This is a genomic window from Streptomyces spirodelae (genome assembly GCF_017676385.1).
Lineage (GTDB): Bacteria > Actinomycetota > Actinomycetes > Streptomycetales > Streptomycetaceae > Streptomyces > Streptomyces spirodelae.
Genome location: NZ_JAFFZN010000012.1, coordinates 53,423 through 66,810, shown reverse-complemented (window position 1 = coordinate 66,810; position 13,388 = coordinate 53,423). Strand labels below are relative to the sequence as shown.

The 13,388-nt window shown below is 71.2% G+C and carries 13 protein-coding genes; 8 read left to right on the top strand and 5 right to left on the bottom strand.

Translation table 11 applies throughout. The features are described 5' to 3' along the window. Nucleotides 1–140: 140 nt before the first annotated feature. The 6 genes from JW592_RS14895 (at nucleotide 141) to JW592_RS14870 (ending at nucleotide 5,680) form a co-directional block, all read left to right on the top strand. Nucleotides 141–1,493 (top strand): ATP-binding protein, encoded by a 1,353-nt coding sequence (locus JW592_RS14895; RefSeq protein WP_209265546.1) that lies wholly within the window; start codon nucleotides 141–143, stop codon nucleotides 1,491–1,493. Between the two features lie 107 nt (nucleotides 1,494–1,600). Further along, nucleotides 1,601–2,248 carry a LuxR C-terminal-related transcriptional regulator gene (locus JW592_RS14890; RefSeq protein WP_209265644.1) on the top strand — a complete coding sequence of 216 codons (648 nt, stop codon included), beginning with the start codon at nucleotides 1,601–1,603 and terminating at the stop codon, nucleotides 2,246–2,248. Nucleotides 2,249–2,359: 111 nt separating this feature from the next. Continuing rightward, nucleotides 2,360–3,643 carry an AAA family ATPase gene (locus tag JW592_RS14885; protein WP_209265545.1) on the top strand — a complete coding sequence of 428 codons (1,284 nt, stop codon included), beginning with the start codon at nucleotides 2,360–2,362 and terminating at the stop codon, nucleotides 3,641–3,643. Further along, nucleotides 3,643–4,254, top strand: a complete 612-nt coding sequence (locus tag JW592_RS14880) for an RloB family protein (RefSeq protein WP_209265544.1) — start codon at nucleotides 3,643–3,645, stop codon at nucleotides 4,252–4,254. The genes JW592_RS14885 and JW592_RS14880 overlap by 1 nt, the downstream gene beginning before the upstream one ends. A gap of 28 nt (nucleotides 4,255–4,282) precedes the next feature. After that, nucleotides 4,283–4,555, top strand: a complete 273-nt coding sequence (locus tag JW592_RS14875; protein ID WP_209265543.1) for a DUF7848 domain-containing protein — start codon at nucleotides 4,283–4,285, stop codon at nucleotides 4,553–4,555. A gap of 171 nt (nucleotides 4,556–4,726) precedes the next feature. After that, nucleotides 4,727–5,680 (top strand): hypothetical protein, encoded by a 954-nt coding sequence (locus JW592_RS14870; RefSeq protein WP_209265542.1) that lies wholly within the window; start codon nucleotides 4,727–4,729, stop codon nucleotides 5,678–5,680. A 181-nt stretch (nucleotides 5,681–5,861) separates the two neighbouring features. On the opposite strand, the gene JW592_RS14865 is transcribed toward JW592_RS14870, so the two are convergent. The 3 genes from JW592_RS14865 to JW592_RS14855 form a co-directional block, all read right to left on the bottom strand. Then, on the bottom strand, nucleotides 5,862–6,767 hold the full coding sequence (locus JW592_RS14865; RefSeq protein WP_209265541.1) for a polysaccharide deacetylase family protein: 906 nt from the start codon (nucleotides 6,765–6,767) through the stop codon (nucleotides 5,862–5,864). A 145-nt stretch (nucleotides 6,768–6,912) separates the two neighbouring features. Then, nucleotides 6,913–7,491, bottom strand: coding sequence for a hypothetical protein (locus JW592_RS14860; protein WP_209265540.1), 579 nt, complete (start codon nucleotides 7,489–7,491; stop codon nucleotides 6,913–6,915). Next, a complete protein-coding gene (locus JW592_RS14855) occupies nucleotides 7,488–7,769 on the bottom strand; it encodes a helix-turn-helix transcriptional regulator (RefSeq protein ID WP_209265539.1) in 282 nt (93 codons plus the stop codon). The genes JW592_RS14860 and JW592_RS14855 overlap by 4 nt, the downstream gene beginning before the upstream one ends. Nucleotides 7,770–7,884: 115 nt before the next feature. Between JW592_RS14855 and JW592_RS14850 the strand changes: the two genes are divergently transcribed. Beyond that, the gene (locus JW592_RS14850; RefSeq protein WP_209265538.1) at nucleotides 7,885–9,075 is read left to right on the top strand and encodes a hypothetical protein; all 1,191 of its coding nucleotides are present in this window, start codon (nucleotides 7,885–7,887) and stop codon (nucleotides 9,073–9,075) included. Between the two features lie 22 nt (nucleotides 9,076–9,097). Here JW592_RS14850 and JW592_RS14845 read toward each other — a convergent pair whose 3' ends face one another. Beyond that, complete coding sequence (locus JW592_RS14845) at nucleotides 9,098–10,381, bottom strand: hypothetical protein (protein ID WP_209265537.1); 1,284 nt, start codon at nucleotides 10,379–10,381, stop codon at nucleotides 9,098–9,100. 118 nt (nucleotides 10,382–10,499) lie between these two features. After that, nucleotides 10,500–12,086 (bottom strand): glutamine-hydrolyzing GMP synthase, encoded by a 1,587-nt coding sequence (guaA, locus tag JW592_RS14840; protein WP_209265536.1) that lies wholly within the window; start codon nucleotides 12,084–12,086, stop codon nucleotides 10,500–10,502. Nucleotides 12,087–12,383: 297 nt separating this feature from the next. Between guaA and JW592_RS14835 the strand changes: the two genes are divergently transcribed. Then, nucleotides 12,384–12,620 carry a chorismate mutase gene (locus JW592_RS14835; protein ID WP_209265535.1) on the top strand — a complete coding sequence of 79 codons (237 nt, stop codon included), beginning with the start codon at nucleotides 12,384–12,386 and terminating at the stop codon, nucleotides 12,618–12,620. The last annotated feature ends 768 nt before the right edge of the window (nucleotides 12,621–13,388 follow it).

Sequence of the window (13,388 nt, the reverse complement as noted above, 5' to 3'; positions counted from 1 at the left end):
CGCGCCCCTGGCACGGCGAGGCATCGGGGGCCTACCCCGAGCGATCCCTGAGATCCGGCGCGCGGCCCGGAGGCCGCTTCGGGGGTGGCTCAGGGCCGAACCCTGATGTCCGGCGGCCTGAGCCGTGTGACGATCGGAGCATGACAGCGCCCGCCTCGCCCGCCCCCGAGTCGGCCCCGCACGGAACCGGACCCCGTCCCGGCTCCTCGGAGCCCCTGGAAGAACCGCCTCTGCGCAAGCTGTACCGCAGCGCGGAGGGCCGGATGCTCGGCGGCGTGGCGCGCGGGCTCGCGGGGCACCTGGGGCTGCCCGTCTCCTGGGTGCGGATCGTCCTCATCGCGCTCAGCCTGGCCAACGGCCTGGGGGTGCTGCTGTACGCGGCGTTCTGGTTCGTGGTGCCGCTCGGTACGGGCGGGGTGGGTGCCGGGCACCGGACCGGCGCTGCCGGGCTGACGGAGGTGGTCACGGACCGGGACGGACTGCGCCGCCGGTTCCTCCGCAAGCCCGACAAGGGCCAGATCATCGCCGTCCTCGCGCTGGTCGTCGCCATCTTCATCACGGCGGACAACCTCCAGTTCGGCGCCGCCAACACCTATCTGTGGCCCGTCGTCCTGATCGGCGTCGGTGTAGCGCTGGTGTGGCGGCAGGCGGACAACTCGCGCCGCGCCCACTGGGCGGAGGTCAGCCGCCGTACCCGGCTGCTGCCGATAGCCCGCAGCGCGGCGGGGGTCGCGCTGGTCGCGGTCGGCGTGACGGGCATCGTCGTCGTACAGGGCTCGGTCAGCCATCTGGGCTCGGTGCTCCAGGCCGCGCTCGCGGTGCTGGTCGGCATCGCGCTGATGGCGGGCCCCTATCTCGTACGGATGATGCAGGACCTGTCCGAGGAACGGCTGATGCGCATTCGCGCGCAGGAGCGGGCCGAAGTGGCCGCGCACGTCCACGACTCGGTGCTGCACACCCTCACCCTGATCCAGCGCAACGCCGAGAAGCCCCGCGAGGTGGCCCGGCTGGCCCGTGCCCAGGAGCGGGAGCTGCGCGCCTGGCTGTACAAGCCCGCCGACGCCGCGGGGAAGGCGGCCGAGGAGGAGGACGAGCCCAAGACCCTCGCCGAGGGCGTCAGGGCCGCTGCCGCCGAGGTCGAGGACCACCACGGGGTGCCCGTCGAGGTGGTCTGCGTGGGCGACTGTCCGCTCGACGAGGCGCTGGGCGCCCAGCTTCAGGCCGCGCGCGAGGCGATGGTCAACGCCGCCAAGTACGGTGGCGAGGGCGGTGCCGTGCAGGTCTTCGCCGAGGTGGAGGGGCGTACCGTCTTCATCTCCGTACGGGACCGCGGTCCGGGCTTCGACCCGGACGCCGTGCCGGAGGACAGGATGGGCGTACGGGAGTCCATCATCGGCCGGATGCGGCGCAACGGCGGCACGGCGCGGCTGCGCACCGCACCGGGCGAGGGCACAGAGGTCGAGCTGGAGATGGAGAGGGCGGCGGAGTCGTGACCAACGAGGCGACGGGGAACGAGCAGCAGGGCGACGGCGGCAGCGGCCCGCAGAGCGGCGTCACCCCCCAGGGCGGTGACGCCACCGATGGCCGCCGCCGGGTCCGGGTGGTCCTGGTGGACGACCACCGTATGTTCCGCGCGGGCGTACAGGCGGAGATCGGCCGTACGGACGAGACGGGCGTGGACGTGGTCGGCGAGGCCGGCGACGTCGACCAAGCCATGACGGTCATCGAGGCGACCCGCCCCGATGTCGTACTGCTGGACGTCCACCTCCCGGGCGGCGGCGGCGTGGAGGTGCTGCGCCGCAGCGCCCCGCTGATGGGCGACGCCGAGCAGCCGGTGCGGTTCCTGGCACTGTCCGTCTCGGACGCCGCCGAGGACGTCATCGGCGTCATCCGGGGCGGCGCGCGGGGCTATGTCACCAAGACCATCACCGGCGACGACCTGGTCGGCGCCATCTTCCGGGTCTCGGACGGCGACGCGGTCTTCTCCCCGCGGCTGGCCGGCTTCGTCCTGGACGCCTTCGCCTCCACGGACGCCCCGCCGGTCGACGAGGACATGGACCGCCTCACCCAGCGCGAACGCGAGGTCCTGCGCCTGATCGCGCGCGGCTACGCCTACAAGGAAGTGGCCAAGCAGCTGTTCATCTCCGTCAAGACGGTGGAGTCCCACGTCTCGGCGGTGCTGCGCAAGCTCCAACTGTCCAACCGCCACGAACTGACCCGCTGGGCGACGGCGCGCCGACTGGTGTGAGCCCTTCGGTAACTTTGCGGAGCGTCCGGCCGAGCCAGGGGCCCCGGATGACGGCGTTCGCCTCGCGGGACCTTGATCGCGCCGTTAGTCTGTGCGCGGAGAGGAGGGCCCATGCTGCTGAAGTTCCGCGTGGCCAATTTCCGGTCGCTGCGTGACGAGCAGGAGCTGTCCTTCGTCCCACCGCCCGACGAGCCCAGCGGAATGACCCGCGAGCTCTCACTGTCCGACGGCAAGCATCTGGCCGTCTTCCCCGTGCTCGGCCTCTTCGGTGCCAACGCCTCCGGCAAGTCCAACGTCATCGTCGCTCTGCGCGAGATGAAAAAGGCCGTCCTCACCTCGTACGCGGGCTGGACGGCCCACGAGCGCATCCCGCGCGAGCCGTTCGCCCTCGATCCCAAATCCGGCGCTGACAGCACCTTTTTCGAGGTGGACTTCGTCCTGCCCGAAACCCGGGTCCGCTGGACATACGGCTTCGAACTCGGCGACCGCCGTGTGGAGTCGGAGTGGCTGCACGCCTACCCCAAGGGCCGACGCCAGGTCTGGTACGACCGTGATGCCTCGCGCGACCAGGTGTACGACTTCCCGGGCGGACGACTACGCGACCGGTCCCGACTGGCCGAAACCACCCGCCCCAACGCCCTCCTCCTCACCCGCGCCGCCAATGACAACCACCCTCAGCTCACGCCGATCCACCGCTGGTTCCAGCAGAACCTGTGGGACGTCACCCCGGAGACCGAAAAGAAACATCGCGAAACCTACACCGCCGAGCGGTTGCTGAATGACGAGGACCGCGAGCGCATCGAGGAACTGCTCCGCGTCGCCGACCTGGGCATCAGCGAGGCGCGGGTCGAACGGAAACCGGGCGAGCAGCCGAAAATCAGCCTCCTCCACACCAGCAGCAGCGGCGAACCGGTCGCCATCGACTGGGATCGTGAGTCCTTCGGCACCCGCTCCTGGTTCGCGCTGCTCGGGCCGATACTGCTGGCTCTGGACCGGGGCGCGGTGCTGCTCGTCGACGAGTTGGACTCGAGCCTGCATTCGAAGTTCGCGGCCGAGGTCGTCCGCCTCTTCCAGACCCCCTCTGTCAACACCAACGGGGCACAGCTTCTCTTCACCTCGCACGACGCTTCCCTGCTGAGCCTTCCCCGAGGCGGTCGGCTGCTGGACCCGGGGCAGATCTGGCTGACGGAGAAGGACCGGGACGGCAGCACCGAGTTGTATCCGCTGGCGGACATCGACCCGGGCGAGGAGGAAGACCTCAGCGACTCCTACCTTGCCGGGGCGTTCGGCGGGGTGCCCCGGCTGCCGGCGGGGAAGATCGGGCGCAGCCTGCGGCTGACGGAGGACATCCAGGACGCGAGGGAGCGAGACGCGATGGAGGCCGGAAACTCCTGATGGCCAGGCAGCGGGGCGGGGACAACGCACATCGGAAGCGGAAGCAGCAGGGCGCCAAGCGGCACCGGGAGGTCTACGTCTTCGCCGAGGGCGAGGTGACGGAGGACGAATACGCACAGATCGTCCTGGAGCATGGTGTCCGCAAGCACCCGGACCTCCCCGTGAAGTGCGAGTTCCGCACGCCGAAGGAGCGCAAGCCGCTTCCGTTGGTCGAGGACGCGGTTGCACTCGCCCACCGCGTGCGGCGAGAAGCACGGAAGGCCAAGCTCACCGAAGACGACATCCGCTGGCCCCAGGTGTGGTGCCTCTTCGATCGCGACCAGCACAAAGACATCAAGAAAGCCGTGGCGTATGCCAAGCGGGAGAAGATCGGGATCGCCTACTCGCACCCCTGCTTCGAGCTGTGGCGACTCCTGCACTACCAGAACTACACAGGCACCTTCGGCTGCGTCTGCAACGACGCACGCGACCGCCTGCGGCAGCAGCCCGATTTCGTGAAGACCTACGGCGCGAACATCAAGAAGGTCGACGACAACCTGGTTGCGAGTGGGACGTGCCGCCCAACGCGATCCGTCCCGCGCGGGTCAGTGAGGAGCTGCGCGCACGGGTGACCGATCTCAACTGGCAGAGCAGGCTCCCGTGAGCGGCGCCCGTCGACCCCGTTCCGTCATCCGGTTCGAGAACTGGGTGTTCGTGCCCGACCAGGAGCCCGACGCCGAGCCGATCACGTACGCGATGCAGTGCGCCGTCTGCGAGGAGCAGTCCGCCGCCAGCCTCGACTACACCGAGGGACACGCCTGGGCGCTGCGCCACTCCGGACGCAACCCGTCCCACCACACCTACCGGGAACTGGTCACCCGGCCCTGGCGGTGCTGGATGCGTGGCTACTCAACACCCAACCGCCCCAACTAGCAGCCCTGCGCAGGGTCTTACGCCCCGTAACCGTCCGTCGCCAACTATCGACAGTCGGTGTACTCTGCCGCGTGTCAGTTCGCCTCATGTGCCGCATATGAGGCGGCCCCCGACGGTGTCGTCAGCACCGATCGAGGGCCTTCACCACCAAGGTCTTGGAGGGACCCTGGGATGCACAGGCATGTTAGCGCGCCCACGCGCTTCTTCTCCCAGTTGCCGAACGACATCATCCGCCACCCCCGCCTGTCCGCGAACGCCGTACGGCTTCTGGCCTGGCAGCTCTCCCTCCCCGAGGGCACGGACGAACCGCTGTGGAAGACAGCAGAGCGCGCCGGGATCGGCAAGGTCGCCTTCCAGCACGCCAAGCGGCAACTGCGCGCCGAGCGCTACCTGTTCGAGTGGCGCCGCCAGAACGAGCACGGGCGGTGGCAGACCGTCCAGCTCGTCGCCAACATCCCCCTGTCACCCGACGAAGCCCGCGCCGCTGTCCAGCCCGCCGCCCAACCGGCAGCCGCCGTACCGGCCGCCGGTGCACCGACCCGTCGGCCCGTCGCCCCTCAACCCCGTAAAACACCCGTAGGGAACACCTCCCACCCTCCCACCAAGGCCGAAGCCGCACCCCAACTCGACGCCGAAACCGATGCACGCGCTCACGCCCGCGCCGAGGCGCTGCTGCTCTCCCTCTCCCACTCCGCGCCCTACCTCGCGATGCCCGCCCGCAAGGCACGCCGCTGGGCGCCCCTCGCGGCGCGCTGGCTGGAGTGCGGAATCGGCACCGAGGAAATCCGCACGGCGCTCACAGCAGGGCTGGAGCAGGCCCGCTCCCCGCTCGGGGCTCTCCGCTGGCGGCTGGAGCACGCGCTGCCCGAGCCCATCGCCACGCAACCGAACAAAGCCGCCCCGTCATCGCCGCGCGTCTCACGTATGCGGGAGTGCGCGGGTCCGCACGTCCAGCCCTTGTTGTTCACTCCCGTCGGCGACGAGGAACGGTGCCCCGCATGCCGCACCACCTCGGCAGCCGCGCAAGCGGCGGCAGCACCAGCAACCCCACCCGGCACCGGCCTCCACGCCTTCCGCGCCGCCCGGAACGCACTCGCCGCCACCACTCCGTCGGCAGCCACCTGACCGGCACTCGTCCCCCCCAACTCCCCCTGTCCCTTAAGCCTCTCCGCCCCAGCAGGCGCACAACGGTTGTCCGGGTGTGCGACGAGTCGAGAAGGACACGGCGGCTGACGGCGGCGGGGCAGCGGCAGGCGATCGGACGGACCAGCTGGGGCGCAGAGCCTGGCTGGGCGACTGACCCCCTTCATACGGAGGGTCGTACGCAGGTGAAGCCGCGTTCCTGTAGCAGCGGGAGGTAGCGGTCGACCGCGGCGACGGTCTGGTCGCGGAGGCCGCCGCCGTCGTGCTGGAGGATGATGGCGCCGGGTGTGGTGTTCTCAAGGACGGCACGCACGATGCGGGCCGTGCCGGGGCGGGCCCAGTCCTGGGTGTCCACGGACCAGTTCATGGGCTCCATGCCCAGCTCCGAGCAGATCTTCAGGGAGGGCGGGTGCCAGTCGCCGTAGGGGGCGCGGCACCAGCGGGGCGGGGTTCCGACGACGCGGTCGATCAGTTCGCTGGTGCGGCTCAGTTCGCTGCGGATTTCGGTGGAGGGCAGCCGGGGCAGTTGCCGGTGGGTGTAGGAGTGGTTCCCCACCACATGGCCGTCGGCGGCGATGGCGTGCAGCAGCTCGGGGAAGGCGGCGGCGTTCTGGCCGACGACGAAGAACGTGGCCTGCACCCCGTGGCGGCGCAGCACTTCGAGGAGTCTGGGCGTGTGTTCGGGATGTGGTCCGTCGTCGAAGGTCAGGGCCACGACGTGGCGGCCGTGCAGCGAGGACAGCCGGCTCTCGGCGTGGGTGCGCACCGGTGGGTGTGCGGCCGGCTCGCCCATGGACGTCTCGCCCGCGAGAGGGCGCAGCCGGTAGCTGTCGGGGGTCGCTCGGCGCAACTCGGGCGCCCTTTTTGCCTTGGGCGCCCCGGGTGCCGCTCCTCCCGCCGCAGGTGCCGGAGCGTCACCGGCCCCGTGCGGGAGTCCGGGGTCCGCGCCGCCGGCGGTGCCCTGGTGGGTGAGGAAACCCACGCCGACGCCCGTGACCGTCGCCGTACCGACACCGAGACCGACGCACAGCAGAGTCCTGCGCGAAACAATATGACTATCGGATCGCATGATTTCTGGTTAGCACCGGCACAAGAAGGACTCCGGAAGCCACGCGCACACAGCTTCCGGAGTCCCCTCGAACAGCGCACCGCTTACGCGATACGAACAGTCACTTCCGCCTGACGGAGGTGCATTCCAGCCATCTGAGGTCGGATCAGGTTGCGGGCAGCGCCTCCACCTCGTCGTCCTCCGGCTCGTCCCGCACCCGCAGGGCCGCGATCCACAGCGGCAGCAGACGGTGCAGCGCCCAGACGAGCAGCCCGGCGGCGGCGAGCGGAACGGCCAGGTCCGCCACGGAGGCGCCCGCGAGCCAGGCGACGTAGAAACCGAGCAGCGCAGCGGTCAGTACCCAGGAAACGGCGCGGTGGGCCCGCGCGTGCACCTCGCCGCGCTCGGCCACCTGCCGCTCATCCAGCACCCGGACCCGCAGTTCCAGCAGCCCCCGGGTCATGGAGTTGAGGAAGCCGGTGAGCGGGACCCAGGCCAGGAGCGCCACCGGCAGCGCCGCCAGCAGCCAGGGGGAGGCCCGTACAAAGGCGCCCACCATGGCCGCCAGCCCTACGGCGGTGGTGGCCATGTGCGCCAGCACGATGCGGCGCCGCGCCGCGCGGGTCGCGTGGTACCGCTTGGTGCGCGCGTCGTTCATCGTCTTGAACAGCCACCTGTCGTAGCGGGTGGCGGGCGCGAGGGGCTCGGGGCCGGGGCCGGCGCTGGTGCTGGTGCTGGTGGTCATGTGGTGGTCCTCCCCGTGGTGCGTGCGGTGCCGGCGCCTCCCGTGCCGTACACCTCGTCGGTGAGCGGGCGGAACGGCTCCAGGGAGAACAGGGCCTCCACGGGCAGCCGGAAGTAGGCCGCGATGCGCAGCGCCAGATCGAGACTCGGGTTGTACTGCCCGCGCTCGATGTAGCCGATCGTCTGGTAGTGCGCGCCCACCGCTTCGGCCAGCGCCTGTCGGGAGACCTTCCGCTCTGCCCGGACGACCGCCAGCCTGTTGTGTACGTGCTCGCTCATGTATAAGAAGTACTACATTCGAGAGCGGATACGCAACAACGCGGATATCCAGTGGACGGCGAGCCGGGACCCCGCGCCCGGAGCAAGTGACAGGGCGAGCGGGTACTCTCAGCCGGTGTCTTTCCTCGGCCGGATACGTGGCGCCGCGCGGCGCACCCAGCTTCTGGTGGTGCTGAGCGGGGTCCTCGCTCTCGCACTGCTCGCCGTTCTCGTCCCCCTGCTGGTGCCGGACGGTGACGACTCGACCGAGTGCCGGCAGGCGCCCGCCACCGCGCGCGCACTGGCGCGCGACCCGGAACGCGCCGCAAAAGCCCTCGATCCGGGGAAGGTTGTCACCCACGCCGGCACCGAACCTGTCAGGCGGCTGCTGGGCGTCACCGGCGCCCCGCTGTGCGAGGGCCCCGAGGGCACCCGGCTCGCGGGCCGCGTACTGGTCGCCGCGACGACCGGCCGCACCGCCGAGGACCAGGCCGAGCCCGCCCGTCCGCACACCGAGCGCCAGGCTCTCGTCGCGTACGCCGTCGTGGATGTGCTCGGCAGGGGCCGCGACCAGTACCAGCCGGACTTCCCGCTGGGCCTGAGCCCTTATCTGGCCCAGATGTTCGCCTCGTACATCCAGGACACCAGCAGGTCGGTGCTGGGCGGGGCGCCGTCGGACTGGGAGCACCCCACGGCGACCGACGAGGAAGCCGAGTACGGGGACGGCAGCGGCAACTGGGCCACGCCCTTCCCCTCCGGGCACGACATCCATGCCGTCTTCCCCGAGCCCCGCAAGACGGAGAAGGTGCTGCGCCGGGTGGCCGCCTCACCGCGCGCGTTCGCCACGCTGTACGACGCCGAACGCGCCCGCTTCGCCTGGTACCTGGAGCGGCTGACCGACAACGCGCAGGAGCCCGGGGAAAAGCCGAAGGAGGGCGTGATGTCCACCGAGACGGAGCTCGAACGCAGCGCCACCTTCGTCGCCGAGCTCATGGGCGCCCGCACGGCCGCCGTCAAGGACGGGTTCGCGCTCGCGCCCTCACTGGCGGCCTTCGACCGCGCTGTGCTCAAGCACACCCGGGGCCTCTACCACCCTGCCGACCACCGGGTACGCACCCGGCCCTCGGACGCCACGCTCGCACAGCGCCGGCCCGACGCCTCGGCAGGCAGCGGAAAGAGGGCCGTCGAACGGCTGATGGACGGCAGGGTCCAGCTCTTCACGGTGTTCGACACGTGGGCGCGGAAGCGCCACATACCCGCGGGAACGGTCGAAGGGCTCCGTACCGAGATGGACACGCGGTACGCCAACGCCCTCAACCTGCTGTAGCCCGCGGCCGGGTCGGTCCCGGTCAGTCCGCGGCGGGGAGCCGCAGCGCCGTGCAACCGCGTGCGGCGCTCTCCTTCTCGGCGAAGGAGGCGAGCATCGCGCGCATCGCGTCCCGGTCCAGCTCCTTGCTGTCCAGCACCTCACCCTCCGACTCGCCGGAGTCCTTGTCCGGGCGGCTGACCTGGAGCTGGAAGCCCGCAGGCCGGCCGCCGCACCGCGCCATGGCCCAGGCGCTGCTGTCGGTGAGCCACGGCTGAACCCGCGAACTCTCCGAGCGCGCGCCGACTCGACCGGCCCGGCCGTACATCACCCGCTGCGCCCCTTCCCCGTACAGGCCGTAGAGCCGGACCACCGGTTCGTGCGGTTCCCCGTCCTCGTCGGTTCCCGACGGCCGCACCACGCAACTGGTCAGCGGGGCGGCGCCCTTCTCCGGGATTCTGAGGTCCACTGTCCAGCCCGCACCACGGAAGGGACCGCGGGCGAGCGCCGCGCAGGCCGTACCGGCCGCGCGGGAGGGCGGCAGCCCCCGGGGGGCCTTCTTCTCGATCTCCTTCGGCGGGACGGGCAGCGGGTCCGCGTCGCAGCCGAGCTTCTCGGCCGCCTTGCCGGCGACCGCCGCACCGGCCCGTACCAACTGGTGCGGCTGGGAGAGGTGTCCGGCCAGCACGTCCACCAGGAGCCGGCCGGGGCGGCCTGCCGCGTCCTTGCCCAACCCTGGGCACTCGGGCATCAGCGTCACACCCGCCATCCGGGACTCGAAGCCCGGCAGCCCGCCGGGCAGCGCGGCCCACGGGTGGCTTCCGTTGTCCTGGAACTCCCGCACCAGCAGGCGGTCGATGTCGTCGCGGCGGCTGTAGACGCGGACTTCGAGGACGCGGTGGCCCTCCTCGTCGGTCACCTCGCAGGAGTAGCGCCCCAGGTCGTTGTCGGTCTCGGACTCGGACTCGCCGAGGTGCCTGTCGGAGTCGCCGGACGTGGCGCGCAGCGTGTCCAGGCTGCCGTCGGGCAGCGCGCCGTCGCAGGCGTCGGCCGTGATCATTTTGTCCTGGACCGTGGGTTCGAGCGCCCAGCCGACCCCGCCCAGCGCCAGCACACCGAGACCGCACCATACGGCGATCCTCGTACGGCGCCGGCGCCGGTCGGCCAGCTCCTGGAGCAGGCGCCACCGCTCACGCCGCTCGTCCTCGCTCTCGCGCTCACCGCCCGGCTCGCGCTCGGACTCACCGCCCGGCTCGGGCCCGTTCCTGGGTTCGCTCTCCGGCTCGGACTCGGGCCCGTCCGGCTGTCGTTCCTCCGCATCCGACACCCCGGCACCGTATCCCAGCCCCACCCCGCACCCGAACACACGTGTGCCCCACGCTCGGCGCTGAGCGCGGGGCACACAGGGGTACTTCAGGCGGCGGAGCGCCGCGCGCGACGGGGGCTCACTCCCACTCGATGGTCCCCGGGGGCTTGCTGGTCACATCCAGCGTGACGCGGTTGACCTCGGCGACCTCGTTGGTGATCCGCGTCGAGATCCGGGCCAGCACGTCGTAGGGGAGCCGCGACCAGTCGGCCGTCATCGCGTCCTCGGAGGAGACCGGACGCAGCACCACCGGGTGACCGTAGGTCCGCGCGTCGCCCTGCACGCCGACGCTGCGCACGTCCGCGAGCAGCACCACCGGGCACTGCCAGATGTCCCGGTCGAGACCCGCGGCCGTCAGCTCCTCGCGGGCGATGGCGTCCGCCTCGCGCAGCAGGTCCAGCCGCTCGCGGGTGACCTCGCCGACGATCCGGATGCCCAGGCCCGGGCCCGGGAACGGCTGGCGGTGGACGATCTCGTCCGGCAGCCCGAGCTCCTGCCCGACCATCCGCACCTCGTCCTTGAACAGCTTGCGCAGCGGTTCGACCAGTTCGAACTCGAGGTCCTCGGGGAGCCCGCCCACGTTGTGGTGCGACTTGATGTTGGCCGCGCCGGTGCCGCCGCCGGACTCCACCACGTCCGGGTAGAGCGTGCCCTGCACCAGGAAGGCCACCGGCTCGTCGCTCGGCGCCTCGGCGACGATCTGAGCCTGCGCCTGCTCGAAGACCCGGATGAACTCCCGGCCGATGATCTTGCGCTTCTGCTCCGGGTCCGACACCCCGGCCAGCGCGTCGATGAAGCGGTCGGCCGCGTCCACGACCTTGAGCTGGACGCCGGTCGCCGCTACGAAGTCCTTCTCGACCTGCTCGGTCTCGCCCTTGCGCATCAGTCCGTGGTCGACGTACACGCAGGTGAGCTGATCACCGATGGCGCGCTGCACGAGGGCCGCCGCCACCGCCGAGTCCACCCCGCCGGACAGTCCGCAGATGGCGCGCTTGCTGCCGACCTGCGCGCGGATCGCCGCCACCTGCTCGTCGACGATGCTCGCCGTCGTCCACGAGGGGGACAGCCCCGCGCCCCGGTACAGGAAGTGCTCCAGCACCTGCTGGCCGTATGTGGAGTGCATCACCTCGGGGTGGTGCTGGATGCCGTACAGCTTCCGCTCCTCGTTCTCGAAAGCCGCCACCGGCACCAGGTCCGTGGACGCGGTGACGGCGAAGCCCTCGGGCGCGGCCGAGCAGGCGTCGCCGTGCGACATCCACACCTGCTGCTCGTCCGGTGTGCCCTCGAAGAGCGCTGAGGACGGCTTGGAGACGGTCAGCTGCGTACGGCCGTACTCCCGGCCGCCGGTGTTGTCCACCTTGCCGCCGAGCGTGGTGGCCATCAGCTGGAAGCCGTAGCAGATGCCGAGGACCGGGACGCCGGCCTCGAAGACCGCACGGTCGAGGGAGGGCGCGCCCTCCGCGTACACGGACGAGGGACCGCCGGAGAGGATGATCGCCTTCGGGTTCTTGGCGAGCATCTCGGCGGCCGGCATGGTCGACGGCACGATCTCGCTGTACACCCGCGCCTCGCGCACGCGGCGCGCGATGAGCTGGGCGTACTGCGCGCCGAAGTCGACGACGAGAACGGTGTCCGGAGGGCTGCTCTCGGACGGGTTGGAAGCCACGAAGCTGATGCCTTTCGGCGGTGAAGCGGGGATTCACCTCCGATGATAGCGGTGCCCATCCGCCGCCCGACCCGCAGCCGGAGCGGTGGCATACTGGGCACATGCGCATGCAGAACGTGTGGTTTACCTATGGCACCGGCCCGGCCGGCTGCCGTGGTCGTCGTTCTGTGTGAGAGAAGCCACAGACGAACTTCCCCAGGCGCCCCGGGCCGGTCAGGCCCGGGGCGCTTGTGCATCCGCGATGCGTGTCCGGGCCGCCGGGCCCGCGGGCTCCGCGAACCGAGGAGTACACGCCAGATGAGCACCACGAACATCAGCACCGGTACGGAAGCGGCGATGCGGGAGCGGATCGACGCGCTCGACGCCCGGCTGATCGCGCTCGTGCGCGACCGTATGACGCTGTCGGAGAGCAGCGGCGGACGGCGGGTGAACCTGGCCCGCGAGATGGAGATCCTCGGCCACTACAGCACCGAGCTCGGCGCCCCGGGCCGCGATCTCGCGCTCACGCTGTTGCGCTTGTGCCGCGGCCATTAGGGCAGGCCCCATTCCAGACCTCCTGAGCGCGGATGAGATGGCCCCTTCAGGGGCGCGGGGAACTGCGCGACAAGCCACAGTGCGCCCGCGCCCGCGACGGACAGCAAGGGGCAGCCCCTCACCGGCACAGGAGAGAGGCCCTCACCCGTACGGCGCGTGACCGCCCCGCAGGGCCTTCGTTGGACCCGGTGTCCCTGATCTCCGCCGGGCGCCCGGCGGCGAGCGGGGCGGCGTCACCGGAGCGATGAGACGCCCGTCCTCCCCGGGAGGGGAGACGCCGGGCGTCGTGGGACCTCGTTCCGGTGCTGTGACCGGACGGCAGGGGACAGCAGCCCGGTCACGACAGCGGCCGGTCCCGGGGACGCTCTGGGCCGGCCGCTCCGCGGCTCTCCCGTACGCCGAGTCGCATGCCGGACCCACGCACACGGAACCCGCACGGGATCTTCGCCAGAACCTGTGGTCCCTCTCCGTCGAAATGGTTGCGCGGGGTGTGGCGTATCCAGCACGATGCAGTGAACCGACGAAGCCAAACAACCTGACCACAAGGCCAGTTGGTGGACCGTGGCAACGTTCTGCCATTGGTTCGACCAATTCAGCGGCGCTCCCCCCGGCGCCGCGCCCTCAGCACAGGCGCTGCCCTGACGCCGGTGCTGACCCGAGGGCCCCGCGGCTGCCGCCTCCCACCCGGTCGGCGCCCGGGGCCCTTCGTCGTGCCCGTGCCCCCACGGCCGGTCGGTCCCGCGCGGGGAGCTCGGTCCCGCGCGGGGA